The following is a 26,190-nucleotide window of genomic DNA, read 5'->3' on the forward strand; positions in this document are numbered from 1 at the left end:
GGGTCAGGACCTCTTGGACCATCGGTAGTTGTCATGCGCCATCGGATCTCGGGCGTTTGGGTTTTGCGACACATGGCGCGCGTCATCCCGGTTCACGTCCGCAACCTTCTTGAGATGCTCCATATGTCCCCCAAGGGTCTGATAGTCGCAGACGCGCAGCGTAAACTCGATCGGGGCGACAAGTGCCGGGGTCGGGACATAGCCAAAGGACTGCGTCGGCATATCGAGCACATCGACCATCACCGTGATCCCGCCTCCGGGCCAGACATAGGCATCCGCTCCTCCGCAGGACACATGCGTCAACGACTGTTTGACCGACCGCGTCAACCGCACCGGATTTTCCGTCACACCTGCGCGCAGGCTGCCACCGGCACCGCCCATGAACAACACAGAACACACAGAAGGTTCGCAGTTCTCGGCGATCAGGTCGGCCGAGGCGGCCAACGGGGCGGGAATGTCCTTCCTCTGCGGCACAAGATCCGCATCGAGCTCGTAATACGCAACCTGCTCGCCTGTGGTCGAGACCATCAGCAGCCGCAGCCCTTGCCACGCGATCCTGGGATTGAACGGGCCGAGGATCTTCAGCGGATCGTCGATATCCGTCCCACCCCAACCCGTGCCCGGGTTGGCCACCTGGAAATACCTGCCAGGGGTCGAACGACGGCCAAGGATCTTTATGCCGGTGGCAGGCACATCCAATTGCTTGCCGGTTTCATGTTCTGACAGAACGCCGGTGATGTGATCGTCCACAACCACAACGTCATCCGCATGTCCGATCCACTGCATCGGAAACATACCGATGGTGGCCGATCCACAGCCGACGCGCATCAGGTTTTCGGTCACACCGTTCACAATCGGAGGCTTGCCGGCCTGCACCACGATTTCGGTCTGGTGATCGCCCTCTCCGACGGTCATCGTGACGGCCTCGCGGTTGCACAGGCGCAGCAGCGCGTCGCAGGTCACGCGGCCCTCTTTCTTGGAGCCGCCCGTCAGATGTTCGACACCGCCAAGCGACAGCATCTTCGAGCCATATTCGGACGTCGTCACATGGCCGATCGGTTCGTCATCCACACGGACCACATCCCGTTCGTGACCAATGTGACGGTCCGTGTCGATCTTCACCTTCACACCGCAATAGCTGAAGATGCCCTCGGTCACGACGGTTACCATATCGACACCGTCGACCTCTTGGCTGACGATAAAGGGCGCGGGCTTGTAGTCGGGATAGGTTGTGCCCGCGCCGATCGCCGTGACGAAAGGCCGATCTCCCTTGATGATGTCGCCATCCCAATCGTTCTGCTCCGGGCCGCTGCCCATAAACGGGACCAGCTTTTGATCGGTGCCCTGGATGATCGTCAGCGGATCCAGCCGCACCAGGTCGCCGCCGTGGTTGGCATAGCGGTCGCAGGCTCCGGATTTTCCATCGGCGATATAGCACATTACGGGGCAGGCATCGCAGCGGATCTTTTCGGGTTTTTCGACCTTTGTCATGATGCGCCTTTCAGGATGGCCGCGCGGACCCGGCAGGGCGTCGCAGGCACTTCGCACATCCGCGCGCCGGTTGCATGTTTGATCGCATTCAGAATGGCGGGCGCGGTGGGGATCAGCACGTGCTCGCCCAGCCCCTTGGCCCCGTAGGGCCCGTGTTCATCCGGCTCTTCGATAAGAATGGTCTCGATCGGGGGAACGTCCCCGATTGTCGGGATCAGATAGTCATGCAGGTTTTCGGTGCGGCCGGGAATGTATTCTTCCATCAACGCCATCCCAAGGCCTTGTGCGATGCCGCCATGCACCTGACCTTCGACCAACATGGGATTGATGGCCTGCCCAACATCGTGGGCCGCGACGAATCTGATGGGTTTGACGGATCCAAAGGCGGTATCGACCTCGATCACAACAAGATGGGCGGCGTACCCAAACTGCGCATAGGGGCTGCCCTGGCCATTTTCGTCCAAGGGTTTCGTTGGCGGATCATAGGTTTCTTCGGCCCGGAACACAAAGCCGTCCGCATCCGCAGGCAATCCCGACACGTCCAGAACGTGTTGCCCCGCGCCATCCGTGGCGATGATCTTGCCGTCTTCGATCACCAGCGACGCATCTTCGGCGACATTGATTTTCTCCAGAATGCGGGCCCGTAGTGCCGCACCGGACAGGCGTGCAGCATTGCCTGAAACGAAGGTCTGGCGGGAGGCGGATGTCTTGCCCGCATCCGGCGTGACATCCGTATCGGCGCCGACAAGGGCGATGCTCTGGACGGAGACACCCAAAGCCGTCGCGAAAATCTGAGCGATCACGGTATTGGCACCCTGGCCAATGTCCATGGCCCCCTGGTGCAACACCACGCGCCCATCTGCACGGATGCCGGATTTGATCGTGGAGGGGTTCGGCAGGGACGTATTTCCGCACCCGTACCAGCCCGCCGCAAGACCGACGCCGCGCCTGAGCGTCGCAGTCTTTGCGTTGAAGCCATCGGCCGCCGCACGCTCCGAATGCCAGGCCGGGCGCAACGCTTCCAGACAGGCTTTGATACCGACGCCCTGATTGAACACCTGACCACAGACGGTGGGCACACCGTTTTCCAGAGCATTCACGATCCGGAACTCCAGCGCATCCATACCCAGTTTCTCGGCCAAGTCATCAAACAGGCATTCCTGAGCAATTGCCGATTGCGGCACACCGAATCCGCGGAAGGCCCCGGCAGGCGGGTTGTTCGTGTGGATCCCCCGCGATTCCGCACGGTAGTCAGCGATCGCATAGGGACCCGACGCATGCACCGGAACGCGATTGGCCACTGTCGGGCCCCAACTTGCATAGGCTCCGGTGTCAAAATCGCCCTTGAAATCGAAGCCACAGATCTTGCCGTGCGTGTCGGCCCCGATTTTCAACCTGATGTCCGAGGGATGCCGCTTGGTCGAGCTCTGCATCGACTCTGTGCGGGTATAGCAGAGCCGGACAGGTTTGCCTGTCTTCATGGCTCCGAGGGCCAGATAGGGTTGCACCGATATATCCAGCTTCGATCCAAACCCGCCACCGACAGCGGTCGGAACAATCCGGATCCGCGACGCGTCGATGCCCAGAATGGTCTCAAGGCTTTCCAGATCCATCACCGGCGCCTGGGTGCAGGCATACACTTCGACGCGGCCGTCCACCATCTGCGCAAAACCTGCCTCGGGCTCGATATAGGCATGTTCCACAAAGCCGCTTCGGAAATGCCCTTCGACCGTCACATCGGCCTCCGCCAGCCGCTTGTCAGGCGCACCACATGTCACAAAGCCCCCGCACATCACGTTGCCGGACCGCCCGTCATGCAGCTGAGCAGCCGCAGCGCTTTGCGCAAAGGGCATATCATGCGCCGCTGGCAGTTCGGTCCACGTGACGGGGAAATCCGCAGGGTCAAATGCTGCGATGATTTCGGGCCGGGCAATCAGTGCCGCAACGGCCTCGCCCCGGAACCGCGTCTCGCGCTCGGCAAAGACGGGCTGATCCACGAATTGCGGGATGACGCCGAACAGGTTCTTGCCCGGGACGTCAGCGGCGGTCAGGACGGCCTCAAGGCCCGCCGTCTCCACCAGGGCCTCCAGATCGCCAAGGCAGAACGCGGCCCTTGCAAAGGGCGAACGGATGATCAGGATTTCCAGGCAGGCGGGCGGGGCGACATCGTCGCCGAACAGCTCTTGGCCCAAGACCTTGGGAAGGCCATCGAGCCGCGGAATGGATGTGCCAAGCGCCCCGTCGCCTTGCTTGGCGATCGCGGGGGCCTGTGTGACCGCGTCCAGGATTTTCCGATAGCCGGTGCAGCGGCACAGCACACCGCCCAGCGCGTCCTGCACCTGGGCCGTGGTCGGTGTCGGTGTTTCGCGCAGCAAAGCCACCGCCGACACCATCATCCCCGGCGTGCAAATCCCGCATTGTGCGGCGCCATGATCCTGAAAGCTTTGGGTGAGTGACTTGGCATGCGGGTCGCTGTCGCACAGACCGGCCAGCGTCTCGACCTGGCGTCCTTCGGCCTGGTGGGCGGCCATAAGACAGGCGCAAACCGGCGCGCCATCGACGAGAACCGTGCAGGCCCCGCAATCGCCCGCGTCACAGCCGATCTTGACGTCGCGCGCATTCAGCCCCTCGCGTAGCAGCGCGGAAAGCCGTTGCCCCGGGATGGCGGGCGCCGAGACCTCTGCACCGTTCAATTCAAACGAGATAGCCGTTGATGGGAAATGCTGGTTCATACCGTTCCTGCCCTTTGAATGGCGCGCTTGCATTGCTCTTGCACCGCATCCAGGCGATAGGCCCCGCTGCCCCGAACATCGTCTATCGGAGACAATGGCGACAGATGATCGACGTGGACTGTGACATCGTCCAACCGCCTGCCAATCAAATCAGCCTCAAGCGCAGGCAGACGCTGCGCCACCGCTGAACACGCGCCTACCGCGACACGGGCCTGCGCGATGCGCCCTTGCGCATCCATCAAGATATTGGCCGCCGTCATGCATATCGAGATGACCAGGTATCGGCGGCTCCCCAGTTTCTCAAACGCGGACCGGCTGCCGCCCGGTTGATCAGGGACCACGATTGCCGTGACCAACTCATCGGCAGCCAAGGCCGTTCTGCGCACGCCTTGGATGAAGTCCGACACAGCCAGGACGCGTGTCCCACGCGCGGCACTCGCGACCTCGACCCGCGCCCCGAGCGCCAGCAACGGAGGCACCCCATCCGCCGCAGGCGAGGCGTTGCAGAGGTTACCCGCGAGGGTACCCGCGTTCTGAATCTGCAGGCTTCCAACCTCACGCGCGGCCACCTTCAGGCCATCGAACGCCGCGGGCAGCTTGGCCTTGACGATATCGGTCCAGGTGGCGGCAGCACCGATACGCGTCGCTCCATTCCGGCGTGTAATGTCACCAAGACCGGCAATCCCTGTCACATCGAGAAACGCACAAGGCAGTTGGCCTTGTCCAAGCGCGGGAAATACATCCGTCCCGCCCGCCAAAACCTGAAACGCAGGCTCCCTCAAGGCTTCCAATGCAAGTTCGATATTGTCCGGACGTTCAAAAGCCAAAGCCAACCTCATATCGTTCGCATACTAATGATAGGGGAGCGCCATTTCTTCTGTCAACAGGATTGTGGAGAAGGGCCCGACAAGACAGGGCCACAGCAGAGGATCTGCTTTGATATTGGATATCACCCCAAGCCTGGCTAGGTTTGCACAATGACAAAACTCGTTCTATCCACGCTGCTCATGGTTTTTTTCGCTTCGTCGGCCTCGGCGGAATGCTACGCAGACTACAAGGCCAAGCGAGACGATCCGTTGCGCCTGCATTACGGTGTCATCGAACTGCCCGGTGACATCTGTTCACAAGGCAGCGCAGTACAAAGGTATATCGAAAGGCAGCTCAGCAACAACGATTGGGAGCTTCTGAATGTGCTCTCGGTCTTTGGGAGGGACGCGTTGGATGGCAAGAAAGCAGATGCAGGACAGTTCTACCTCCGCTATTGAGACGCACCGATCAGTCAACCGTATTGTGGTGTTCGGTATGGTTGCGATCGTCGCGATCTTGGCGGGTGCTGCATTCTTTTTGTTTGCAAGCCTGCCGGATGCAAACGCGTTCAATTCCCGCGTCGAACAATTGTTCATTGAAAACAACGACCTGACTTCAAACGCCGAAGTGAAGCTGCTGGAGATCCTGGCCAATTCCGGCACGGCGTTTTCCGACACGTTGCGCAGCTACCGATTGGTCATTCTGGTGCTGATGGTGTTTGCCACAGCGCTCTTGATGGCCACGCTGGTTTTTCTGGTAACGGCGGTGATGCTGAACCGGCGCATGTCGGTCATCATCAAGCAGGGCATTCAAGTCTCGTCCTTGGTGATCAATCGCGGTCAGAACACGGTGTCGGTCAACGATCTGGAACTCAAGCTGACCCCGGCGGCCCTTGAAACGCTGTCGGTGCTGGCCGAGGCGCGCATGGATGACGACCTGCTGTCGGGTTCCGAGATCGAGGCGGTGATTTCCGGACGCAGCGCGTCCGATTGCGACGAAGCTGCCGGGGCCACCCGGATCAAGCGATTGCGCGACACGATGGGCAATCAGTTGATCAGCGAGGTTCTGGTCAAGAACATCTCTCGCCAGGGATACACCCTAGATGTGGAAAAGGCCGTTATCCGTATGATTTAGGCGTCGCAGAGAGCGCCGGTGCGGACCCGAGATCTGCGCTGGCGGTCGTTGCGGATTTGCAAGCGGTGTGCCCGTCCATCGTTCCAAGCGAGCCTGTCGCCCGAGGGGCAGGCTCCGCAAGGGGGCTGTCCACCCGTGATCGGCCAAACGGGATCACGTCCTGGCAGTCGCGAACAGCCTGCCGCCCATTTGCCCACCGCTTTGAGGTCATCTTGTGTTGCGCACCTTTCGCGTGAGGATCGGGATAGCGCTTGGGCGGCGTCATTCCACAAAGGTCGAGATTTGATCGAGCGGCTTTTTCTTCTTGGCCACCGCGGGGACAGTGGCGTCTGGGGCAGGGTGGCCCACGGCGATGATCATCGTGGGTTTTTCCGAAGCCGGACGCCCCAGGGCGGGGGCCAGAAACTTCATCGGGTTGGGCGTGTGGGTCAAGGTGCACAGCCCCGCGTGATGGAGTGCGGCCAGAAGAAAACCCGTCGCGATGTTCACGCTCTCGGGAACATAGTAATTCTTGTACCGCGTGCCGTCCTCGAACTGCCCCCAGCGCTGGGCAAAGACCACGATCAGCCAGGGCGCGGTGGTCAGGTGGGGTTTGTCCGCACTGGTGCCAATCGGCTCCAGTGCCTTGATCCATTCATCGCCGCCGCCGCCCTCGTAAAAGCGGCGCTCCTCCTCCTCGGCCTCGGTGCGGATGCGGGCCTTCATGTCGGGATCCGAGATCGCCACGAAATGCCACGGCTGGTGATTGGCGCCCGACGGCGCGGAGCCGGCCGTGCGGATGCAGGTTTCGATCACCGCGCGGGGCACCGGCCGAGCGGTATAGTCACGCACGCTGTGCCGGGTGCGCATCCGGGCGTGGAACGCATCAACCTCGGCCTGCATCTGGGCATCCGACAGATCGGCCCGATCCGGCAGCGGCAGGGCCGTGTATTCCAGCGTTTCCTTGGCAAACATCTCAGGCTCCTCCGCGCATTTCCGCGCTCTTCATGACGTGGCCCGCGTGTCAGTGCAAGAGTTGCGCGCGGGCTGCCTGACGCACTGCCACGGTGACCGGCGCGATTGCCGCTGCCATCGCGCGGCTGATCTGCCAGTCCAGGGGCACATCCAGCGCCAGATCCGGCCTGAGCGCGACCAGACGCCCCTGGGCCAGCGCTGCGCGGACCAGGGGCTCGGGGTTCATGCCCCAGCCCAGCCCGGCCTCGGCTGCCTCAACGAACGCGGTCGAGGAGGGCAGCATGTGGCGGGGCGGATTGGGCCTTGTGCCAGTCGCCAGTTCCACCCACCGTGCCTGAAGACGGTCCTTGGCATTGAACGTCAGACATGGCGCGCGCGCCAACGCAGCGGCGGTTGGGCCATCCTCGAACCAGCGGTCCCGGAAGGACGGGCTTGCCGTCGCCACGTAGCGCAATGCGCCCAGGGCATGCCGATCACACCCCCGCACGGGCTTGCCTGTGGCGGTGATCGCGGCGCTGACCTCACCGCGTTTCAGCCAGTCGGCAGAGTGATCCTGATCGTCAATCACCAACTCGAACACAAGATCGGGGACGGCGGCAAGGGCAGGCACGAACCAGGTTGCCAGGCTGTCTGCGTTGATTGCTAACCGCAGCCGCGCCTGCCCCCCGGTATCGAGCGACAGGTCGCGCATCAGCTGTGCCTCCAGCACGCCCAGATCCTCGGCATGTTTGGCGAGCCTTTGTCCGGCAGGGGTGGCGGTGCAGGGACTGCCCCGTTGGATCAGGGTGATGCCCATCCGTTCCTCCAGCGCCTTGATGCGCTGTGAGATCGCAGAGGGTGTCACGTGCAGCTCTGCGGCCGCCAGATCGAATGCGCCAGTGCGCAGCACGGCCGACAGAGCGGCAAGATGGGCGGGATCGAGATGCATTAGCCTGGCTAATTCAACCTAAGAAGACTTAATTCGACTAATTCGCGCGCGCGGCATAGTCAACACAGAACACCCCTTGTGCGGAAATGTTCATGATCGCCTCGTTCCTTCCCGGGTTCTTTCTGAGCCTCAGCCTGATCCTCGCCATAGGCGCGCAGAATGCCTTTGTGCTGCGCCAGGGATTGCGGCGCGCGCATGTGTTCTGGGTCTGTCTGGTTTGTGCCCTATCGGATGCGGTTCTGATCGCGGCGGGCGTTACCGGCTTTGGCAGGCTGGCGACGGCTCTGCCCTGGTTCGAGCCTTTGATGCGCTACGGAGGCGCTGCCTTTCTTGCGTGGTATGGGCTGCGCAATTTCATCTCTGCCTGGCGCGGCGGCGAGGTGCTGGAGGCGGCGCATGTGGATCGTGCCGGGCTGCGCCGCACGGTGCTGACCGTTCTGGCGCTGACTTGGCTGAACCCGCATGTCTATCTCGATACGCTGATCCTGATCGGGTCGGTCTCGTCGCAATATCCCGACAGGGCGGCGTTTGGTGTCGGTGCCACGACCGCCAGTTTCCTGTTTTTCTTTGCGATGGGATACGGTGCGCGTCTGCTGGCACCGTTGTTCGTGCGGCCGCGGTCCTGGCAGGTTCTCGACGTGATCATCGGATGCACGATGTGGGCGATTGCCCTGAAACTTGTTGTCATGTGAAGGGTTGCACCCCCCACCCGATTGGGTGTTGATACCGGCATGGATCAACCCCGACCTCAGCGACCGCTTGTCGGCATCTTCTGGATGCTTGTGACCGGCATGTGCTTTGTCGCCGTGACCGCGCTGGTCAAATATATGGGCGACCGTATCCCCCCGGCCGAGGCGGCCTTTCTGCGTTATCTTCTGGGGCTGGTATTTCTCATTCCTATGCTGCCGGCGCTGCGCACGGCCAGGATCACAAAACGGCAATGGGCGCTCTTTGGTGGACGGGGTTTTTGCCATGCGTTCGGGGTGATCATGTGGTTTTTTGCCATGACCCGCATTCCCTTGGCCGAGGTGACGGCGATGAACTATCTCTCGCCTGTCTATGTGACGCTGGGGGCGGCGCTGTTTCTGGGCGAAAAGCTGGCAATGCGCCGGATCGCTGCCGTGATCTTTGCGCTGATCGGGGCCGCGATTATCCTGCGCCCGGGCTTTCGCGAGGTAAACCCGGGGCATTTGGCGATGCTCTTTACCGCTGTGGTTTTCGCGGGCTCCTATATGCTGGCCAAGGTGCTGGCGGATGAGGTGGCGCCGACCATCGTTGTCGCGATGCTGTCGATCATCGTGACGCTGGTTCTGGCGCCCTTCGCGCTCATGTCATGGGTCACGCCGACCCTGGCCGAGCTTGCAATCCTCTTCGGTGTCGCGTTTTTCGCCACAGCCGGGCACTATACGATGACGCTGGCGTTCAGGGCGGCACCGTTGACGGTCACCCAGCCGGTCACCTTTCTGCAACTGGTCTGGGCCGCGTCGCTGGGGGCGATTGTCTTTGGTGAAGCGGTGGATATCTGGGTCGTTCTGGGCGGCTGTGTGATCCTGGGTTCGGTCACCTTTATCACCTGGCGCGAGGCGGTAGTCCGGCGCAAGCACATCACGCCCAGCACGCCCGAGACCAAGGTCTGAGGGTCAGCCATGCGTCCCGCGCGGATCCAGCAGCCGGGTCAGCACATCGTCATAGGTGATCTGCCCCACCGCGGTTCCGTCCGTCACCACCCGAACAGGGCCAGAGGTGGCGACACAGGCCTCCATCACCTCCTGAATGGTCGCATCCGGCCCCACCGCGCCGGTGGCGCGATCTGTCAGCGGCTCCATCAGATCGCGCGCGCATAACACCCCCAGAGGGTTCATATGCGCCACGAAATCCGCGACATATTCGGTCGCGGGTGAGGTGAAGATCTCCTGCGGTGTTCCGCATTGCACGATCCGCCCGCCTTCCATGATTGCGATCCGGTTGCCGATCTTGAATGCTTCGTCCAGATCGTGGCTGACAAAGATGATCGTGCGTTGCAGCTCTTGTTGCAGTTCGAGCAGCTCATCCTGCAGCCGCGTGCGGATCAGCGGGTCGAGCGCCGAGAACGGCTCATCCATCAGCAGGATCGGCGCCTCGGTTGCAAAGGCGCGTGCCAGGCCCACCCGTTGCTGCATGCCGCCCGACAGCTCGCTCACCTTGCGGTCGGCCCAATCCGCAAGACCCACCAGTGCCAATTGCGTTTCGACCTTCTCGTGCCGTTCGGCTTTGGGCATGCCTGCCAGTTCAAGGCCCAGGCCCACATTCTCGCGCACGGTGCGCCAGGGCAGCAGACCGAATTGCTGAAACACCATGGCCACCCGGCTGAGCCGAAGGTTGCGCAACGTGCCTGCATCGGCCGCGCCCACGTCAATCATCCGCGCACCGTCATTGACCCGCACGGTGCCGCGGACCACCGGGTTGAGCCCATTGACCGCCCGCAACAATGTGGACTTGCCGGAACCCGACAGGCCCATCAGCACGAGGATCTCGCCCTCTTCGACGTCCAGCGAACAGTTATGGACCCCCAGCACCTGCCCTGTGGCTGACTGGATCTCGGCGCGGTCCTGCCCCGCATCCATCAGCGGAAGGGCGACTTTCGGTTTCTCGCCAAAGACGATGTTGACCTGATCGAACTCGACTGCGACCCCCATCAGCGTCGCTCCATCCGCAACATGCGATCCAGCATGATCGCGACCACCACGATGATGAACCCGCTCTCAAAGCCCAGTGAGGTGTTCACCTGGTTGAGCGCGCGCACCACCGGCACGCCCAGCCCGTCAGCCCCCACCAGTGCCGCGATCACCACCATGCTGAGCGACAGCATGATGGTCTGATTGAGCCCGGCCATGATCTGGGGCAGGGCATAGGGGAGTTCGACCTTCCACAGGGTCTGCCGGGGGGTGGCGCCAAAGGCTTGCGCCGCCTCCAGGAGCGGTTGCGGCGTGGAGGTGACGCCCAGATGGGTCAGCCGGATCGGGGCGGGCAGCACAAAGATCACCGTTGCAATCAGGCCGGGCACCATGCCGATCCCGAAAAACACAATCGCTGGAATGAGATACACAAAAGTGGGCAGCGTCTGCATCAGATCCAGAATGGGTCGCATGAACCGGTAAAGGCGGGGCCGGTGCGCCGCCGCTATGCCAATCGGTACGCCAATCCCCATGCACACCACGCAGGCCGACAGGACCAATGTGAGGCTCTCGGTCGTTTCTTCCCAATATCCTTGGTTGAGGATGAAGAGAAAGCCCAGGACAACAAACAGGACCACTTTCCAGTTGCGTTGCAGCAGCCAGGTCAAAACGGCGAAACACGCGATCACAAAGAACGGGTGCGGCGATTGCAACACCCATAAAATGGCCTCGATCAGCCATTCCATTGCCAGTGCAAGCCCATCAAAAAACCACGCACCGTTGATCTGCAACCAGTCAAAGACGGCCGCCGCGGTGCGCCCCACGGGGATTTTCGTTTCGGTCAGCCAGTCCATTACACTCTCAGCTTATTGGAGAACCCGCCGCCCGTCGGACGTGCGGCGGGTTGAAGGGGCGGACCGGATCAGTCGATCAGCTGCGGCCTGGCGACGCTAAACGCATCATCGTCGCCTTCGACATCTGTAACGCCCACCAACCAGGCCTGGAGTGTGTCGGGATTGCCCCTGATCCAGTCCGAGGCGGCCTCGGCGGGGTCTTTGCCCTCATCGAGGATCCCGGCCATGATCTCGTTCTCCATCGAAAGAGAGAATTCGAGGTTTTGCAGGAACCGCCCAACGTTCGGACAGGCCTCCACATATCCTGCGGTGGTGTTGGTATAGACTGTCGCACCGCCCAGATTGGGGCCAAAAAAGTCGTCGCCACCGGTCAGGTAGCTCAGATCGAAATTCGCGTTCATCGGATGTGGCTCCCATCCGAGAAAGACGATCGGATCCCCCCGGCGATCGGCCCGCGCGACCTGCGCCAGCATGCCTTGTTCCGAACTCTCGACAACCTCGAACCCGTTCAGCCCGAACGCGTCGGATGCGATCATATCCATGATCAGACGGTTGCCATCATTGCCCGGCTCGATGCCATAGATCTTGCCGTCCAGCGCGTCCATCTGCGCGGCGATGTCCGCGAAATCGGTAATGCCCAGATCCGCGGCGACCTGGTTGACGGCCAGTGTGTATTTCGCCCCTTCGAGGTTGGCGCGCACGGTGTCGACGCTGCCTGCCTCGCGGTAGGGGGCGATATCGGCCTCCATCGTCGGCATCCAGTTGCCCAGGAACACATCCACATCGCCCGCCGCCATCGACGTATAGCTCACCGGGACCGACAGCACCTTGATTTCGGCATCATACCCCAACGCCTGCAGGACCACGGTCGCGGCAGCTGTGGTCGCGGTGATGTCCGTCCAGCCCACATCGGAAAAAACCACCCTCTCGCAATCGGCGAATGCGGGGCCGGCTGCGGCCATCAACGCCAGTGCGGATAGTGAGTATTTCAAGGTCATTGTCGTGTCTCCCGGTCGATTTTGTTTTGGTTGGCAGGCAGCGTGGTTGTTCTTGATTGACGAGTCAATAAAGAAACCCTAGCGTTTCTTTCACCCTATCGTCAGGAGCCATCACATGCCCAAACTCGGAATGGAGCCTATCAGGCGCGATGCGCTCGTGAAAGCCGCGATTGTCGAGATCGGCGAGGCGGGTACACTTGACGTCACAGTCAGCCAGATCGCGCGGCGCGCTGGCATGTCGAGCGCGCTGGCACATCATTATTTTGGCTCCAAGGAAGAGATGCTTGTGGCCGCGATGCGCCATATTCTGACGCTGTTCGGGGCCGAGGTGCGCGGCGCGCTGATCATGGCGCGCGATCCTGCCGGGCGGATCGAGGCGGTTGTGCGCGCCTCTTTCGCGTCGCAGAATTTCCGGCCTGCAACGGCGGCCTCGTGGCTGCATTTTTATCTTCAGGCGCAAAGCTCCGACAAGACCAGACGGCTGTTGACGGTGTATCACCGGCGGCTGCGGTCGAACCTGATGGTTGGGTTTCGCCCGCTTGTCTCTGATCCCGAGGCCGCGTCCGAGACCATCGGCGCGCTGATCGACGGGGTTTATCTGCGTCAGGTCTTGCGCCCCGAGGCGATGTCGAACGCGGCGGCCATCGAGCTGGTTCTGGCCGCCGTCCACCGTCTGATTCGCGAGGGGTCATGACCCACCCCAATATCCTGATCCTGATGGTCGATCAGTTGAACGGCACGCTTTTTCCCGAGGGACCCGCCGAGTGGCTGCACACGCCCAATCTGAGACAACTGGCCGACCGGTCGGTGCGGTTTGCCAATGCCTATACCGCCTCACCGCTGTGCGCGCCGGGCCGAGCGAGCTTCATGACCGGTCAACTGCCTTCGGCCACGGGTGTCTATGATAATGCGGCGGAGTTTCGCAGCGATCTGCCGACCTATGCCCATCATCTGCGCCGCGCGGGCTATCAGACCTGCCTGTCGGGCAAGATGCATTTTGTGGGCCCCGATCAGCTGCATGGATTTGAGGAGCGTCTGACCACCGATATCTACCCGGCCGATTTCGGCTGGACGCCGGATTACCGCAAGCCGGGGCAGCGGATCGACTGGTGGTATCACAACATGGGCTCGGTCACCGGCGCGGGTGTGGCCGAAACGTCCAACCAGATCGAATATGACGACGAGGTGGCCTTTCATGCCACGGCCAAGCTTTACGATCTGGCGCGGGGGCGCGACGACCGCCCCTGGTGCCTGACCGTCAGCTTTACGCATCCGCACGATCCTTACGTGGCGCGCCGCCGGTATTGGGACCTCTACGCCGATTGCGCGCATCTGATGCCGCGCGTTCCGGCGATGGAGTATGCAGACCACGATCCCCATTCCCAGCGCATCTTCGACGCCAATGACTGGCGCGGCTTTGACATCTCCGAGGATGATACCGGGCGCGCGCGCCGGGCCTATTTCGCCAATATCTCCTATCTCGACCACAAGGTGGGCGAGATCCTGGATGTGCTCGACCGCATCGGCCAAGAGGCGATCATCGTCTTTGTGTCCGATCACGGCGATATGCTGGGCGAGCGCGGCTTGTGGTTCAAGATGTCGTTTTATGAAGGCTCCGCGCGCGTGCCGCTGATGATCGCGGCCCCCGGGTTGGCGCCGCGCACCGTGGCCGAGCCGGTCTCGACCATCGACGTCTGCCCGACGCTCTGTGATCTGGCGGGAGTTTCCATGGACGAGGTGATGCCCTGGACCACCGGCGAAAGCCTGGTGCCCTATGCCGAAGGGGCCGTACGCACCACCCCCGTCGCCATGGAATACGCGGCAGAGGCGTCTTATGCGCCGATGGTGTCGCTGCGCTATGGCAAGTGGAAATACAACGCTTGCACGCTGGATCCCGATCAGCTTTTCGATCTGGAGGCGGACCCGGATGAGCGGACCAACCTGGCCGGGGATCCGGCCCATGCGGGCACGCTCACAGCGCTGAAATCCAAGGCCGCGGCGCGCTGGGATCTGGAGCGGTTCGATGCCGAGATCCGCGCCAGCCAGGCCCGCCGCTGGGTGGTTTACGAGGCGCTGCGGCAGGGCGGCTATTACCCGTGGGATTACCAGCCGCTGCAAAAGGCCTCCGAGCGGTACATGCGCAACCACATGGACCTCAACGAGGTCGAGGAGCGGCAGCGCTTCCCGAGAGGCGCATGATGCTGACGGTGTATGGACGCGCCACATCGTCGAATGTGCAGGCGGTGCTCTGGATGCTTGAGGAACTGGCGCTGGGCTATACCCGTCTGGATTATGGGGAGGTGTTCGGCGGGCTCGACAGCCCCGCTTTCACCGCGTTGACCCCGCATGGCAAGATCCCGGTGCTGACCGTCGGCGAGGTGGCGATCTGGGAAACCCCGGCGATCCTGCGCTATCTGGCGGGCGCATATGGCGACGCGGTCTTCTGGCCACGCGATCCGCTGGCACGGGCCGAGGTCGATATGTGGGCCGAATGGGCCAAGCATTCGGTGGCCGAGGCATTTACCGGCCCGGTCTTCTGGCGCAGCGCGCGCACCCGGCCCGAGAACCGCGACGCGGGTCTCATCCGCGCCAACCTCGCCACGCTGGAGGGCGAACTGGCAAAGACCGAGCCGCGCCTGGCGCAGACCGATTACCTCTGCGGTGCCGATCTGACCCTGGCCGATATCCAGTTCGGCCATGTGCTCTATCGCTATTTCGATATCGACATTCCGCGTGCGCCGCTGCCTGGCCTGCGCGCCTATTATGACCGGCTGTCCGACCGACCCGCATACCGCAAGACGGTGATGGTGTCCTACGAGAGCCTGCGCAACACATTCTGAAAAGAGGGGCCTAATGGAGGCTGATTTCGTCATCGTCGGTGCCGGCTCTGCGGGCTGCGCCATCGCCTATCGTCTGGCCGAGGCCGGTCAGTCGGTACTCGTTGTGGAACATGGGGGCACCGATTGGGGGCCCTTCATCCAGATGCCCGCCGCCCTCAGCTATCCGATGAATATGGCGTGCTATGACTGGGGCTACATGTCCGAACCCGAGCCCCATCTGGGCGGGCGCCGTCTGGCCTGTCCGCGCGGCAAGGTGATCGGGGGATCGTCCTCGATCAACGGGATGGTGTATGTGCGTGGCCATGCCCATGATTACGACCATTGGGCGGAGACCGGCGCGGATGGCTGGGGCTATGCGGATGTGTTGCCCTATTTCAAGCGGATGGAGACCTGGCACGACGGTGGCCATGGAGGAGACCCGTCCTGGCGCGGCACCGATGGTCCGCTGCATGTCTCGCGCGGGCCGCGCGCAAACCCGCTTTATCATGCCTTTGTCGAGGCGGGCCGACAGGCAGGCTATCAGATCACCGATGATTACAACGGCAAAAAGCAGGAAGGGTTCGGCGCGTTCGAACAGACCGTCTGGCAGGGGCGCCGCTGGTCGGCGGCCAATGCCTATCTCCGCCCCGCATTGAAAAGACCGAATTGCGATCTGGTCAAAGGGCTGGTGGAGCGTGTGATCTTCAAGGACGGTCGCGCGGTCGGCGTGGCCCTGGCCGGGGGGCGCGAGGTGCGCGCGCGCCGCGAGGTGATCCTGGCGGCTTCGGCCATAAACTCGCCCAAACTGCTGATGCTGTCGGGCATCGGGCCGGGCGCCGACCTTGCCGCTCTTGGCCTGCCGGTCGTGGCCGACCGTCCCGGGGTGGGGGGCAATCTGCAGGACCATCTTGAGATGTATGTGCAGTATTCCAGCCTCCAGCCGATCACGCTTTACCGCTATTGGAACTGGATCTCCAAGGCATTGATCGGGGCGCGGTGGCTGTTCACCAAGACCGGGCATGGTGCGTCGAACCAGTTTGAAAGCTGCGGCTTCATCCGCTCGCGCCCGGGGCTGACCTACCCGGATATCCAGTTTCATTTCCTGCCTTTGGCGGTGCGCTATGACGGTAAGGTCGCGGCCGAGGGGCACGGGTTTCAGGCCCATGTGGGCCCGATGCGCTCCAAAAGCCGGGGACGGGTCAGCCTCGCCTCCGCCGATCCCGCCGACAGCCCGCGCATCCGGTTCAACTACATGAGCCATCCCGACGACTGGGAAGAGTTCCGCACCGCCCTGCGCCTGACCCGAGAGGTTTTCGCGCAGGAGGCCTTCAAGCCCTTCGTCAAGGCCGAGCTTCAGCCAGGTGCCCATCTGGTCAGCGATGACGATCTGGATGCGGCCATCCGCGAGCATGCCGAAAGCGCCTATCACCCGTGTGGCACCTGTCGGATGGGGCGCGCCGATGACCCCGAGGCCGTGGTCGATCCGCAGGGCCGGGTGATCGGCGTCGAGGGGCTGCGCGTCGCTGACAGCAGCATCTTTCCCCGTATTACAAACGGCAATCTCAACGGCCCCTCGATCCTGGTGGGCGAAAAGATGACCGATCACATTCTGGGGCGCGATCCGCTGCCGCGGGCCAACGCCGCCCCTTGGGTGCATCCCGACTGGGCCGAAGCGCAGCGTTAGGAGTTCTTACGATCTGGCCTTGCGTTGAGATAAGATGTGATACACATGCATCTTATGTTGAAGTTTGTCGCTATCTGTATGCTGACGATCCTGCCGGTGGCCGCGACTGCGGATCTGGCGGGGCCGGTGCGCGTGATCGACGCCGATACCTGGGATGTCGGAGATCAGCGCGTGCGCCTTCATGGCATAGACGCGCCGGAACATAATCAGACCTGTCGAGATGCGGATGAACGCGAATGGCGCTGCGGAGCCTGGGCCACAGCCCAGACCCGCGCGCTGTTCGAAGGGGTTCGCGCGAGTTGCAAGGTCCTGGATCGCGACAGGTATGATCGCCTTGTTGCGCGTTGTTTCGTCGGAGATCTGGATGCCGCGCACCACATTGTCGCAGAAGGGTGGGCCATGGCCTATCTGCGCTATGCAGACGATTATCTCGAGGTTGAGCGCGCCGCAGCGTCGCGCGCGCTGGGCCTGCACAGAACGCGTGTGGCCGCCCCAGATGCATATCGCCGCGGGCAATCGACGGGTCAGGACCCATCCGGGTCAGGCTGCGCGATCAAGGGCAATATCAACGCCAAGGGCGACCGCATCTATCATAGGCCCGAGCAGGCCTTTTATGGCCGCACCCAGATCAACCCGCAAAGGGGCGAGCGCTGGTTCTGCGACCCCGAGGAAGCGCGCGCGGCCGGGTGGAGACCGGCCAAACGTTGAGCGTGTCCTTATTGACGGCCAAACCCGCGTCCCGGACCGACCGGCAATTGACAGCGCCGGGAACATATGGCCCGTTGCCCGCAGTTTGATTCCCATCAAAGACCGCCGCTTGTCCCACAGACAGGTTAGGCGCAACCACTCAACAAGGGAGATTGAGAGATGTCACACACGCCCCACGAGCTTGCCGAGGAATTCCCCGACAAGGTCGAACTGATGAGCACGCTCAAACAGACCGACAACCACTTTGCCCGGCTGGCCGAAGAGTATCACGAGATCAACCGCGCCGTGCACCGCGCCGAGACCAATGTCGAGCCGATGGAAGAGCTGGCCGAGGTCGAACTGCGCAAGAAACGCGCCCATCTCAAGGATGAGATCTGGGGCATTCTGTCGAAAGCCTGATCCGCCGTCTGTCAGACGGTCACGGCCATTTCGATCCGTTTCCGTCTGACAGAAACTTCTCAACGACACGCCCTTCGCAAAAGCAAAAGAACTGCGGCACAACTTCCGTGCCGCCCTTATTGGCGCGCTCCACGCGGGTGACTTCAGCGCTCTGCGTTGGCGAAATCTCATAACGCACACCGCCCCCCTCCATGGTCACGGGGGTGATATTCAGGCAGGGTGCAACTTTCTCTTTCAAGTCCGACAGCAGGTCCGCAGGATTGTCCGACTGCGGAATTCTAAGGTTACGACAGACGCGGATCATTTCAATCTCGGGTGGCTTGAAAAGAAGACCGCCTGAGCCATCCAAAGCCTGTTCCGCGTCGGAGAACACACCCGCGATAAAGGTGTATCCTGCTAAACCATCCATCGTGTTGGTTTGTAGATCGGAGATTGCCGGGCGATCCGGTTGAAATGGCACCCAGTCTGGAAGCGAAAGGAAGTCCATCCGCACTCCGAACACCGCACCGCCTAATGCCAGAACAATAACAACAGCTGCCCGAAGCAGCCATTTAAGCCCGTCTTTGACAAGCTCGTCGACAGCGGATCTGGCGAGGTCCGATATCCTGCGTCGCGGTCTTCCCTGGGGGTTTTCCCTCATTGCACGGGGAAAGAGACAAGGTTCCAGACGGCGTCACGTCGAACGACAATGCTCATCCGCGCGACCTGCAAGCCATCCGTCGAGATGGACCGGAATGGGCCGATTTCAAAAAACTCACCATCGCCAAAGGATGGAAACACAGCACATTCAACAGTAAACCCGAAAGGATCCTGGAACGAGCGCGGCTGATTTTGACCCGCCGCGAAGACGCATTCGTCCAGCACAAAGCTTGAGTTAAGAAGCATGTTCTCTAGTTCGGAAGGATCGGTGTCTGGTCCTGCGGCGGCAAGCAGGACGGCCATTGCCTCAAATGGAAACTCTGATTGCATCAAGAATTGATTTGCTGTGCCAGGGCCTCCAAACAATTGACGTCGAGCGTCATTGATTTGATCCTGGGGCGGGCTGCCAGTACGTGCGCCGTTCACCGAAAAGCGGCATGTATCATCATCGGTATCTGCGTGAACAGTCACAATATCAAAGTCAAAATGACCGGCAACCGCCAGGCTGTCGACTGCATCGCATTCTTTTAGCTCACCTGCCCAAGCCACAGGGGTCCATATCACCAAGAAAACGAAGAAACAAAGCGATCTCATCATTCCAAATCCAAATCGTAATAGAATTCAAATTACCATAGTTCGCAGTAATTTTCTATACGCTATCTCACCTGATAGGGCAGCACGCCGCGTTCATGCACATCGACCGACAGCCTGCGCTCCAGCGGCGGGACCGAGCGTTGATGACAGGATTTGCGCTCGCAGATGCGGCAGGAAATGCCGATCGGCTCGAACGCGCTGTCATTGGACACATCCAGCGTATCGGCATAGACGAGCGAGCCCGCATGGCGCAGCTCGCACCCCAGCGCGATGGCATAGCGGCGCACCGGCGCGCCGTAGGAGCCGCCTGATTTCGACACGTCCCGCGCCAGACTGATGTAACGGACACCATCGGGCGTCTCGGCAAGTTGCCTGAGGAACCGTCCGGGCGTCTCGAAGGCCCGGTGGACATTCCACAAAGGGCAGGCGCCGCCAAACCGGGCAAATTGCAGCCGGGTGGCGGAATGGCGCTTGGTGATCGTGCCGGCCTGATCGACCCGGACAAAGAAGAACGGGATCCCCTTGGCCCCGGGCCGCTGCATGGTCGACAGGCGATGCGCCACCTGCTCGATCGAGGCGCCGAACCGGCCGCCCAGAACCTCCAGATCGTGGCGGACCTCCTGTGCGGCCTCCAGAAACGCGCGGTAGGGCATGAGTGCTGCCCCGGCAAAGTAATTGGCCAGGCCGATCTTGGCGATGGCGCGGGCCTCGTCGCTTTGAAACCGCGCCAGATCGAGGGTCGCTTCGAGCAGCTTGTCCTGGGTCAGCAGCGCGATTTGCAACAGCATCTGGAAGAGCTGTGTCTCGGGCGCCGCGCGCGCCAACAGATAAAGCGTGCCAGTCGCGGGCTCGTACTGGCGCACCGGACCGTCATCGCGGCGCAGGATGGTGAGCCCAAGATCACGCAAGCGCCGCTCGGCGGCCTCGCGCATGCCGCCACGGGCCTGTGCGGCAAAGCTCTCGGCGGCGCGGTCCACCGCGTCGATGTAATTGTCGCAATAGTGAAAGAAGTCGCGCACCTCGTCCCAGGGGCTGGTTTGGCTGCGCGCATCCTCGCGCCCCAGCGCTTCGTCCAGGGAGGCGAGCCGTTCATGGGTCTGGCGATAGGCGCGGTGCAGCTCGATCAATGCGCGCGCCAGCGCGGGGGCGTTCGATGCGGTCAGGCGCAGATCGGCCAAAGGCGGCATCGCATCGGCAAAGACCGGATCCGACAGCGCCTCGCGCATGTCGCTCACCAGCCGCTCGCTGTCGCCGGTGCTCAGCTCGGTCACGTCGATGCCGAACTCCTGCGCCAGCGCCAGCACGACCGAGGTGCTGACAGGCCGGTTGTTGTTCTCCATCTGGTTGAGATAGGGCAGGGAAACGCCCAGCTTGGCCGCGCAGGCCTTTTGCGTCAGCCCCATGCGCGTGCGGATCTCGCGCAGCTTGGCCCCGGCATAGAGTTTCTGGATCGCCATCTCGGCACCTTTGCAAATCAGGGGTCGGCTTCTTGCTAACCTTGCAAAGCGATGTGCGCAAGCGCGTCAGAGGTTCAGCTGCCGCGCGCGCCAGATCACCACCCGGATCGACACCACGCCCATGAAAGAGGTGGCAAACATCAGCCACAAAAGCGGCGTCGCCCCGGTGCCCGGGCCCAGCAAGGCACCGGCAAAGGCGCTCAAGGCCGCGCCTCCGCCGATCATCAGCGCTCCGCCCAGGCCAGATGCGGTTCCCGCCAGATGCGGGCGCACCGACAACATGCCCGAAGTGGCATTGGGAATGGTCATGCCATTGCCGAGCCCGATAAAGGTCATCAGGCCAAAAAACGAATTGACCGTTCCGAAGCCCGTCAGAAACACCGCCAGCGAAAGGGCCAGACCGAAGGTGCAAATCAGGCACCCCCATTGGATCATCCGGTTGATCCCAAATCGCACCGAATAGCGTCCCGACACGAAGTTGCCGATGAAATAGCCAATTGCAGGCGCGCCGAAATAGATGCCCAACTGGGCCGGGGTCAAATCAAAGACTTCGGTTCCGACAAAGGGCGCACCACCCAAATAGGCAAAGAATGCCCCCGAGGTGAAGGCCGCTGCCATCGCATAGCCCCAGAACCGGGGCGAGGTCAGCAATTCGGGGTATTCGCGGAACTGCTCGATCAGCGTCTTGCCGCTGGTTTGCGCCGTCTCTCCCAGATCGCCCCAAACCAGACCAAGGCAAAGCACACCGAGCCCGAACAGCATCCAGAAATTCGCCTGCCAGCCGAACACTTCGTCCAGTGCGCCTCCGATCGCGGGGCCGATCATCGGTACCACCGCCATGCCCATCGTGACATAACCGATCATCGAGGCGGCCTTGTCCTCGGGATACATGTCGCGCACCGCGGCCCGGCTGAGCACCATGGCAACCGTGATCACCGCCTGCGCCATACGAAAGGCCAGAAAGATCTCGGCGGTGGGCGCCACAATGCAACCCAGCGTGGCGATCAGGAACAGGACCATGCCCCATAACAGAACCGGACGTCGTCCGAACCGATCCGAAATCGGCCCGATCAGTATTTGCAGCGCGGCATTAAAGGCCAGATAGACTGCAACCGACAATTGCATCACGCGGTAATCGGTTTCGAAATAGGCGGTCATGCCCGGCAGGCTGGGCAGAAAGATGTTCATCGCCAGCGCCGAGAGGCCCGCAATCAGGATCAGGGTCGTGACATGCGGCGGCGTCCTGCGGTCAAAGAAACGGATATCGGACGATTCAGCCATGGGTTGCGACTTATGACCCGGCTCGTGGGATGTCCATCTCGACGTCGGGTCTCAGGTGGAGTTAGCAATATTTGCAATTAGCGAGCGCATCAATGCAGATGATTTGCAAATTTGCCGTTTTCCGCTTTGGTAGACTGCGTTGCATGTTTATAACCGCGCAAACGCATTTTGGGGACAGACCACATGAAAGATATCCTGACGGAGCTGGAAAACCGCCGCGAAACCGCGCGGCTGGGCGGCGGGCAAAAGCGGATCGACGCGCAGCATGGCCGCGGCAAGCTGACGGCGCGCGAACGGATCGACCTGTTGCTCGACGAAGACAGCTTTGAAGAGTTTGACATGTTCGTCACCCATCGCTGCACCGATTTCGGGATGGAGAGCCAAAAGCCCGCAGGCGATGGCGTGGTCACTGGCTGGGGCACGATCAACGGCCGCCAGGTCTATGTTTTCTCACAGGATTTCACGGTTCTGGGCGGGTCGGTCTCGGCCACCCATGCGATGAAGATCTGCAAGATCATGGATATGGCGATGCAAAACGGCGCACCGGTGATCGGGATCAACGATTCCGGCGGCGCGCGGATCCAGGAAGGTGTGGACTCGCTGGCAGGATATGGCGACGTCTTTCAGCGCAATATCGAGGCCTCGGGCGTGGTGCCGCAGATCAGCGTGATCATGGGGCCGTGCGCGGGTGGCGCGGTCTATTCGCCCGCGATGACGGACTTCATCTTCATGGTGAAGGATTCGTCCTATATGTTCGTGACCGGGCCGGATGTGGTCAAAACCGTTACCAACGAGGTCGTCACCGCCGAGGAGCTGGGCGGCGCATCCACCCATACCAAGAAATCATCGGTCGCCGATGCCGCGTTCGAGAACGATGTCGAGGCGCTGGCCGAGGTGCGTCGCCTGGTCGATTTCCTGCCTCTCAACAATCAATCCAAGCCGCCGGTGCGCCCGTTCTTTGACGATCCGGGCCGTATCGAACCCTCGCTCGATACGCTGGTGCCGGAAAACCCCAACCAGCCCTATGACATGAAAGAACTGATCCTGAAGCTGGCCGATGAGGGCGATTTCTATGAGATCCAGGAGGATTTCGCCAAGAACATCATCACCGGATTTATCCGCCTCGAAGGCCAGACCGTGGGCGTTGTGGCCAATCAACCGATGGTTCTGGCTGGCGTGCTGGACATCGACAGCGCCCGCAAGGCGGCCCGGTTCGTGCGGTTCTGCGATTGTTTCGAGATCCCGCTTTTGACGCTGGTCGATGTGCCGGGCTTTCTTCCGGGCACCAGCCAGGAGTATAACGGCGTGATCAAACATGGGGCCAAGCTGCTCTTTGCCTATGGCGAAGCAACCGTGCCCAAGGTCACGGTAATTACCCGCAAGGCCTATGGCGGGGCCTATGTGGTGATGGCGTCGAAACATCTGCGCGCCGATATCAACTATGCCTGGCCCACCTCCGAGGTGGCGGTGATGGGCGCCAAAGGCGCGACCGAGATCATCCACCGCGCCGATCTGAACGACCCCGACAAAATCGCCGCCCACGCCGCCGAATACGAGGCCCGCTTCGCCAACCCCTTCGTGGCCGCCGAGCGCGGCTTTATCGACGAGGTGATCCAGCCCCGGTCAACGCGCAAACGTGTGGCACGGGCCTTTGCCTCGCTGCGCGGCAAGAAGAAACCGATGCCGTGGAAGAAGCACAACAACATCCCGCTGTAGGGTGGGACTTGTCCCACCCCACCGGGGCGGCGGGACAAGTCCCGCCCTACGGAGAGCGCCATGACCCAGCTTTGGAAAACCCAGGCCTTCAGCATTGCCCATGCCGATGATGGCAAGTTCGTGGGCGAGGGGCTGCGCGCCTTCTTTGAATACCGCGATCTGGGGATCAAGGACGCGACCAAGGGCCAGTTCGGGGCGCATGTGATTCGGGCTGTACCGGGGATGGAGAGCCCCGGCGCGTGGCATTCTCACGATCTCGACTTCCAGATGGTCTATGTCACCAAGGGCTGGGTTGTCTTTGAATACGAGGGGCAGGGCGAACATCTCATGCGCGCAGGCTCTTGCGTGCTGCAACCGCCCGGCATCAAACATCGCGAGGTTCGGCATTCCGACGACATGGAGCTGATCGAGATCGTGTCTCCGGCCGCATTTGACACAAATGATGCACCTGTCCCATCATGACAGCCCGCATATCAGACACGTGGGCCATCGGCCTGCGATTGGCAGCCCCGGCAGGAGGAGCCCGCTTGCGGGGCCGGGGCTGCATTTTCGCGGCGCTGCTGGGTGCCACGCAAGCCGGGGCCGAGACCTCGTTTCCAACCCCGTCGGGGCAGGAGGTGACGCTGGCCGAAGTGCTGCTGGACGAAAATCCCGGCGCGCTCTGGGTGCGGTTCCGCTTTGTTGCGCCCGACATTGCGCGCGAGGGAGGGGCGACGGATGTGGACAGCGCCATGGGCGACTTGCAGCATCTGTGCGACGAGATCGCCGTGCCTTACCTATCGCAGCACGATATCTCACCCTCTCGCATCGTGATTTCATTCTCCGACAGGTTTGTCCCCTTTGGGCAACCCGCCGCCGATGCAACCCAGTATTTCGAGCTCTTCAGCCCGGAAAACGGGGCCTGCATCTGGGAGGAATTCTGATGCAACCACAACATCTTGCGGATCAAAGCTTAAGCAAAGGGCGATTTGAGGCTTTGGCGTCACATCCACAGGCCTTGGCGCCCTGTGGATATCTTTTAAGTGGGCCATGGACTATGATCCATCCAAGGTTTACCCAGGTGAACCTTACCTCGAGGTGGGGACAGGCAGGGTCCGAGGACCCCTCTGGTTCCATAAAAAACGACAGGAGACATAGATGTCCAAGAGCATCAAGCTTCTTGCATTGGCAGGCCTTTTGGCCGGTCTTGCAGCCTGTGCACAGCCGCAGGAAGAATTTGTCGTGGTCGAGCAAGAACCGATTTCGGTCGAGCCCGTCTACACCGGCAAGTACAAGTAACCATGTCGCGGGAGGGGCCGTTCGGTCCCTTCCGCACACCGCCGCGCGCCCCCGGGTGGCAGGGGGGCGGATATGCTAAAGCATCGCGGATTTCCCGGACGTCTGGCCGGTACCGATTTTCAGTTCACCATCCGCAGGGCCAATCCAAAAGGCGCGACGCCGCTGACACAGCGCGAGCGGTTCGCTGACCGTAGACCCGCCGACCGGCGCGCCGATGCGGCCTTTCTTGCAGCTCTGTGGGCTCAGTTCGGGGACGCGCCGTTCGAGCGCGGCAATCTGGATGCGGGCCGACTGAGCTGGCTGTTCGGACGTGAGGTGATCGCTGCTGAAGATCCCTTTGATCCTGCCAGCTACGAGGCGCTGCTGAAGATTGACGCCGCTGTTGCGCGGGTGTCCTACCCCGAGGCCGTGGGCTCATGATCGGCGGTTTTCTGCATCGTGCCGCCCCGATTGGGCACAATTCGGCCCATTCTCGCCTCACCGAAATTGGGGAGTTGGCATTGGGTGAGTTTTTGCGCAACACTCTACCTGTAGGCGAAACCGCCATCCCGGGGACGTCTGCAGTACACCTATTCCGTACCCCTTCCCTAGACGGGCAGAACAGCGATCATATCCCTGCTCTGCCCGTCATTTTCTTGTGCCGGATCGGCTCGCGCGGCCGCAGACTTGCAGCGCTTGGGCACAGATCTGCCCATTTCCACGCGCCGTTACGAAAGGGTTTGCGCCCGCTGACCAGTATGGCATCCGTGGTTTCGTCAAGTGGTAAACCAAGACAAGGATGGGTGGCATGCAAAACTCAAGAATTTGGCTGGCATTGGCCGTGGTCGGCGGGCTCGCAGCCTGCGGCGACACAGCGGGCGAACAGGCTCTCATCGGCGGTGCCGTGGGGGCAGGAACCGCAGCGGTGCTCGATGGCAACCTCGCGGCTGGTGCAGCCGTCGGTGCGGCGGGTAACCTGCTCTTCTGCCAGCAAAACCCCAGCAGATGCTGATCTGACCGGGCCGCGCGCCCGGTCTGACGTTTTCTCATGTTCACAGGCCGCGCTCCGGGACACTCCGGTGCG

28 protein-coding genes are annotated in these 26,190 nt (G+C 61.8%); 16 read left to right on the forward strand and 12 right to left on the reverse strand.

Annotation, left to right across the window (positions count from 1 at the left end):
- Window positions 1-3: 3 nt before the first annotated feature.
- Genes HEP69_RS04070 through HEP69_RS04080 form a run of 3 tightly spaced genes read right to left on the reverse strand, consistent with a single transcriptional unit; the run spans window position 4 to window position 5,050 of the window.
- Window positions 4-1,491, reverse strand: coding sequence for a 6-hydroxynicotinate reductase (locus tag HEP69_RS04070; RefSeq protein WP_290557243.1), 1,488 nt, complete (start codon window positions 1,489-1,491; stop codon window positions 4-6).
- Window positions 1,488-4,223 (reverse strand): molybdopterin cofactor-binding domain-containing protein, encoded by a 2,736-nt coding sequence (locus HEP69_RS04075; protein WP_290557244.1) that lies wholly within the window; start codon window positions 4,221-4,223, stop codon window positions 1,488-1,490. The genes HEP69_RS04070 and HEP69_RS04075 overlap by 4 nt, the downstream gene beginning before the upstream one ends.
- Window positions 4,220-5,050 (reverse strand): FAD binding domain-containing protein, encoded by an 831-nt coding sequence (locus HEP69_RS04080; protein ID WP_290557245.1) that lies wholly within the window; start codon window positions 5,048-5,050, stop codon window positions 4,220-4,222. The genes HEP69_RS04075 and HEP69_RS04080 overlap by 4 nt, the downstream gene beginning before the upstream one ends.
- 150 nt (window positions 5,051-5,200) lie before the next feature.
- On the opposite strand from HEP69_RS04080, the gene HEP69_RS04085 reads away from it, so the two are divergent.
- A complete protein-coding gene (locus HEP69_RS04085) occupies window positions 5,201-5,488 on the forward strand; it encodes a hypothetical protein (protein ID WP_290557246.1) in 288 nt (95 codons plus the stop codon).
- Window positions 5,460-6,164 carry a hypothetical protein gene (locus tag HEP69_RS04090; RefSeq protein WP_290557317.1) on the forward strand — a complete coding sequence of 235 codons (705 nt, stop codon included), beginning with the start codon at window positions 5,460-5,462 and terminating at the stop codon, window positions 6,162-6,164. Before HEP69_RS04085 ends, HEP69_RS04090 begins: the two co-directional genes overlap by 29 nt.
- A 261-nt stretch (window positions 6,165-6,425) precedes the next feature.
- On the opposite strand, the gene HEP69_RS04095 is transcribed toward HEP69_RS04090, so the two are convergent.
- Window positions 6,426-7,118, reverse strand: a complete 693-nt coding sequence (locus tag HEP69_RS04095) for a nitroreductase family protein (RefSeq protein ID WP_290557247.1) — start codon at window positions 7,116-7,118, stop codon at window positions 6,426-6,428.
- Between the two features lie 49 nt (window positions 7,119-7,167).
- A complete protein-coding gene (locus tag HEP69_RS04100) occupies window positions 7,168-8,046 on the reverse strand; it encodes a LysR family transcriptional regulator ArgP (RefSeq protein ID WP_290557248.1) in 879 nt (292 codons plus the stop codon).
- Between the two features lie 92 nt (window positions 8,047-8,138).
- Here HEP69_RS04100 and HEP69_RS04105 point away from each other — a divergent pair, with 92 nt between their 5' ends.
- On the forward strand, window positions 8,139-8,738 hold the full coding sequence (locus HEP69_RS04105; RefSeq protein ID WP_290557249.1) for a LysE/ArgO family amino acid transporter: 600 nt from the start codon (window positions 8,139-8,141) through the stop codon (window positions 8,736-8,738).
- A 39-nt stretch (window positions 8,739-8,777) separates the two neighbouring features.
- Window positions 8,778-9,683, forward strand: coding sequence for a DMT family transporter (locus HEP69_RS04110; protein WP_290557250.1), 906 nt, complete (start codon window positions 8,778-8,780; stop codon window positions 9,681-9,683).
- Window positions 9,684-9,686: 3 nt separating this feature from the next.
- Here HEP69_RS04110 and choV read toward each other — a convergent pair whose 3' ends face one another.
- From choV to choX, 3 genes are all read right to left on the reverse strand, one after another.
- A complete protein-coding gene (gene choV, locus HEP69_RS04115; protein ID WP_290557251.1) occupies window positions 9,687-10,721 on the reverse strand; it encodes a choline ABC transporter ATP-binding protein in 1,035 nt (344 codons plus the stop codon).
- Window positions 10,721-11,554 (reverse strand): choline ABC transporter permease subunit, encoded by an 834-nt coding sequence (gene choW, locus HEP69_RS04120; protein WP_290557252.1) that lies wholly within the window; start codon window positions 11,552-11,554, stop codon window positions 10,721-10,723. Before choW ends, choV begins: the two co-directional genes overlap by 1 nt.
- Window positions 11,555-11,622: 68 nt before the next feature.
- Window positions 11,623-12,552, reverse strand: coding sequence for a choline ABC transporter substrate-binding protein (gene choX, locus HEP69_RS04125; protein ID WP_290557253.1), 930 nt, complete (start codon window positions 12,550-12,552; stop codon window positions 11,623-11,625).
- A 115-nt stretch (window positions 12,553-12,667) separates the two neighbouring features.
- Between choX and betI the strand changes: the two genes are divergently transcribed.
- The 6 genes from betI (at window position 12,668) to HEP69_RS04155 (ending at window position 18,162) form a co-directional block, all read left to right on the forward strand.
- Complete coding sequence (gene betI, locus HEP69_RS04130; RefSeq protein ID WP_290557254.1) at window positions 12,668-13,246, forward strand: transcriptional regulator BetI; 579 nt, start codon at window positions 12,668-12,670, stop codon at window positions 13,244-13,246.
- A complete protein-coding gene (gene betC, locus HEP69_RS04135) occupies window positions 13,243-14,751 on the forward strand; it encodes a choline-sulfatase (protein WP_290557255.1) in 1,509 nt (502 codons plus the stop codon). Before betI ends, betC begins: the two co-directional genes overlap by 4 nt.
- On the forward strand, window positions 14,748-15,392 hold the full coding sequence (locus tag HEP69_RS04140) for a glutathione S-transferase family protein (RefSeq protein WP_290557256.1): 645 nt from the start codon (window positions 14,748-14,750) through the stop codon (window positions 15,390-15,392). The genes betC and HEP69_RS04140 overlap by 4 nt, the downstream gene beginning before the upstream one ends.
- 13 nt (window positions 15,393-15,405) lie before the next feature.
- Complete coding sequence (gene betA, locus HEP69_RS04145) at window positions 15,406-17,055, forward strand: choline dehydrogenase (protein WP_290557257.1); 1,650 nt, start codon at window positions 15,406-15,408, stop codon at window positions 17,053-17,055.
- A gap of 45 nt (window positions 17,056-17,100) precedes the next feature.
- A complete protein-coding gene (locus HEP69_RS04150) occupies window positions 17,101-17,763 on the forward strand; it encodes a thermonuclease family protein (protein ID WP_290557258.1) in 663 nt (220 codons plus the stop codon).
- Window positions 17,764-17,922: 159 nt separating this feature from the next.
- Window positions 17,923-18,162, forward strand: a complete 240-nt coding sequence (locus tag HEP69_RS04155; protein WP_290557259.1) for a DUF465 domain-containing protein — start codon at window positions 17,923-17,925, stop codon at window positions 18,160-18,162.
- A gap of 19 nt (window positions 18,163-18,181) precedes the next feature.
- Here the strand turns inward: HEP69_RS04155 and HEP69_RS04160 are convergent, their stop codons facing one another.
- From HEP69_RS04160 to HEP69_RS04175, 4 genes are all read right to left on the reverse strand, one after another.
- Window positions 18,182-18,649 carry a hypothetical protein gene (locus HEP69_RS04160; RefSeq protein ID WP_290557260.1) on the reverse strand — a complete coding sequence of 156 codons (468 nt, stop codon included), beginning with the start codon at window positions 18,647-18,649 and terminating at the stop codon, window positions 18,182-18,184.
- A 149-nt stretch (window positions 18,650-18,798) separates the two neighbouring features.
- Complete coding sequence (locus HEP69_RS04165) at window positions 18,799-19,398, reverse strand: hypothetical protein (protein ID WP_290557261.1); 600 nt, start codon at window positions 19,396-19,398, stop codon at window positions 18,799-18,801.
- A 59-nt stretch (window positions 19,399-19,457) separates the two neighbouring features.
- Window positions 19,458-20,852 (reverse strand): helix-turn-helix transcriptional regulator, encoded by a 1,395-nt coding sequence (locus tag HEP69_RS04170; protein WP_290557262.1) that lies wholly within the window; start codon window positions 20,850-20,852, stop codon window positions 19,458-19,460.
- A 66-nt stretch (window positions 20,853-20,918) separates the two neighbouring features.
- A complete protein-coding gene (locus tag HEP69_RS04175; protein WP_290557263.1) occupies window positions 20,919-22,133 on the reverse strand; it encodes a multidrug effflux MFS transporter in 1,215 nt (404 codons plus the stop codon).
- Between the two features lie 183 nt (window positions 22,134-22,316).
- On the opposite strand from HEP69_RS04175, the gene HEP69_RS04180 reads away from it, so the two are divergent.
- The 6 genes from HEP69_RS04180 (at window position 22,317) to HEP69_RS04205 (ending at window position 26,118) form a co-directional block, all read left to right on the forward strand.
- Entirely contained in the window at window positions 22,317-23,849 is a 1,533-nt protein-coding gene (locus HEP69_RS04180) for an acyl-CoA carboxylase subunit beta (RefSeq protein WP_290557264.1), read from the forward strand.
- A gap of 60 nt (window positions 23,850-23,909) precedes the next feature.
- Window positions 23,910-24,311, forward strand: a complete 402-nt coding sequence (locus tag HEP69_RS04185; RefSeq protein WP_290557265.1) for a cupin domain-containing protein — start codon at window positions 23,910-23,912, stop codon at window positions 24,309-24,311.
- Window positions 24,308-24,772 carry a DUF6497 family protein gene (locus HEP69_RS04190; protein ID WP_290557266.1) on the forward strand — a complete coding sequence of 155 codons (465 nt, stop codon included), beginning with the start codon at window positions 24,308-24,310 and terminating at the stop codon, window positions 24,770-24,772. The genes HEP69_RS04185 and HEP69_RS04190 overlap by 4 nt, the downstream gene beginning before the upstream one ends.
- Window positions 24,773-24,986: 214 nt before the next feature.
- Window positions 24,987-25,127, forward strand: coding sequence for a hypothetical protein (locus HEP69_RS04195; protein WP_290557267.1), 141 nt, complete (start codon window positions 24,987-24,989; stop codon window positions 25,125-25,127).
- Window positions 25,128-25,199: 72 nt separating this feature from the next.
- Window positions 25,200-25,547 (forward strand): hypothetical protein, encoded by a 348-nt coding sequence (locus tag HEP69_RS04200; protein WP_290557268.1) that lies wholly within the window; start codon window positions 25,200-25,202, stop codon window positions 25,545-25,547.
- Window positions 25,548-25,914: 367 nt separating this feature from the next.
- Window positions 25,915-26,118 (forward strand): hypothetical protein, encoded by a 204-nt coding sequence (locus HEP69_RS04205; RefSeq protein ID WP_290557269.1) that lies wholly within the window; start codon window positions 25,915-25,917, stop codon window positions 26,116-26,118.
- The last annotated feature ends 72 nt before the right edge of the window (window positions 26,119-26,190 follow it).

The organism is Aestuariivita sp., assembly GCF_021404545.1.
Taxonomy (GTDB): Bacteria; Pseudomonadota; Alphaproteobacteria; order Rhodobacterales; family Rhodobacteraceae; genus Aestuariivita.

What these genes read in the sequence shown, in the direction of transcription:
- HEP69_RS04165 (WP_290557261.1), bottom strand. Translation starts at nt 19,398, where the DNA reads ATGATGAGATCGCTTTGTTTCTTCGTTTTCTTGGTGATATGGACCCCT.
- HEP69_RS04160 (WP_290557260.1), bottom strand. Translation starts at nt 18,649, where the DNA reads ATGGACTTCCTTTCGCTTCCAGACTGGGTGCCATTTCAACCGGATCGC.
- HEP69_RS04105 (WP_290557249.1), top strand. Translation starts at nt 8,139, where the DNA reads ATGATCGCCTCGTTCCTTCCCGGGTTCTTTCTGAGCCTCAGCCTGATC.
- choV (WP_290557251.1), bottom strand. Translation starts at nt 10,721, where the DNA reads ATGGGGGTCGCAGTCGAGTTCGATCAGGTCAACATCGTCTTTGGCGAG.
- HEP69_RS04175 (WP_290557263.1), bottom strand. Translation starts at nt 22,133, where the DNA reads ATGGCTGAATCGTCCGATATCCGTTTCTTTGACCGCAGGACGCCGCCG.
- HEP69_RS04110 (WP_290557250.1), top strand. Translation starts at nt 8,778, where the DNA reads ATGGATCAACCCCGACCTCAGCGACCGCTTGTCGGCATCTTCTGGATG.
- HEP69_RS04155 (WP_290557259.1), top strand. Translation starts at nt 17,923, where the DNA reads ATGTCACACACGCCCCACGAGCTTGCCGAGGAATTCCCCGACAAGGTC.
- betA (WP_290557257.1), top strand. Translation starts at nt 15,406, where the DNA reads ATGGAGGCTGATTTCGTCATCGTCGGTGCCGGCTCTGCGGGCTGCGCC.
- HEP69_RS04140 (WP_290557256.1), top strand. Translation starts at nt 14,748, where the DNA reads ATGATGCTGACGGTGTATGGACGCGCCACATCGTCGAATGTGCAGGCG.
- HEP69_RS04205 (WP_290557269.1), top strand. Translation starts at nt 25,915, where the DNA reads ATGCAAAACTCAAGAATTTGGCTGGCATTGGCCGTGGTCGGCGGGCTC.
- HEP69_RS04095 (WP_290557247.1), bottom strand. Translation starts at nt 7,118, where the DNA reads ATGTTTGCCAAGGAAACGCTGGAATACACGGCCCTGCCGCTGCCGGAT.
- HEP69_RS04180 (WP_290557264.1), top strand. Translation starts at nt 22,317, where the DNA reads ATGAAAGATATCCTGACGGAGCTGGAAAACCGCCGCGAAACCGCGCGG.
- HEP69_RS04200 (WP_290557268.1), top strand. Translation starts at nt 25,200, where the DNA reads ATGCTAAAGCATCGCGGATTTCCCGGACGTCTGGCCGGTACCGATTTT.
- HEP69_RS04150 (WP_290557258.1), top strand. Translation starts at nt 17,101, where the DNA reads ATGCATCTTATGTTGAAGTTTGTCGCTATCTGTATGCTGACGATCCTG.
- HEP69_RS04195 (WP_290557267.1), top strand. Translation starts at nt 24,987, where the DNA reads ATGTCCAAGAGCATCAAGCTTCTTGCATTGGCAGGCCTTTTGGCCGGT.
- HEP69_RS04100 (WP_290557248.1), bottom strand. Translation starts at nt 8,046, where the DNA reads ATGCATCTCGATCCCGCCCATCTTGCCGCTCTGTCGGCCGTGCTGCGC.
- HEP69_RS04070 (WP_290557243.1), bottom strand. Translation starts at nt 1,491, where the DNA reads ATGACAAAGGTCGAAAAACCCGAAAAGATCCGCTGCGATGCCTGCCCC.
- HEP69_RS04170 (WP_290557262.1), bottom strand. Translation starts at nt 20,852, where the DNA reads ATGGCGATCCAGAAACTCTATGCCGGGGCCAAGCTGCGCGAGATCCGC.
- HEP69_RS04085 (WP_290557246.1), top strand. Translation starts at nt 5,201, where the DNA reads ATGACAAAACTCGTTCTATCCACGCTGCTCATGGTTTTTTTCGCTTCG.
- betI (WP_290557254.1), top strand. Translation starts at nt 12,668, where the DNA reads ATGCCCAAACTCGGAATGGAGCCTATCAGGCGCGATGCGCTCGTGAAA.
- choX (WP_290557253.1), bottom strand. Translation starts at nt 12,552, where the DNA reads ATGACCTTGAAATACTCACTATCCGCACTGGCGTTGATGGCCGCAGCC.
- HEP69_RS04090 (WP_290557317.1), top strand. Translation starts at nt 5,460, where the DNA reads ATGCAGGACAGTTCTACCTCCGCTATTGAGACGCACCGATCAGTCAAC.
- HEP69_RS04185 (WP_290557265.1), top strand. Translation starts at nt 23,910, where the DNA reads ATGACCCAGCTTTGGAAAACCCAGGCCTTCAGCATTGCCCATGCCGAT.
- HEP69_RS04075 (WP_290557244.1), bottom strand. Translation starts at nt 4,223, where the DNA reads ATGAACCAGCATTTCCCATCAACGGCTATCTCGTTTGAATTGAACGGT.
- HEP69_RS04190 (WP_290557266.1), top strand. Translation starts at nt 24,308, where the DNA reads ATGACAGCCCGCATATCAGACACGTGGGCCATCGGCCTGCGATTGGCA.
- betC (WP_290557255.1), top strand. Translation starts at nt 13,243, where the DNA reads ATGACCCACCCCAATATCCTGATCCTGATGGTCGATCAGTTGAACGGC.
- choW (WP_290557252.1), bottom strand. Translation starts at nt 11,554, where the DNA reads ATGGACTGGCTGACCGAAACGAAAATCCCCGTGGGGCGCACCGCGGCG.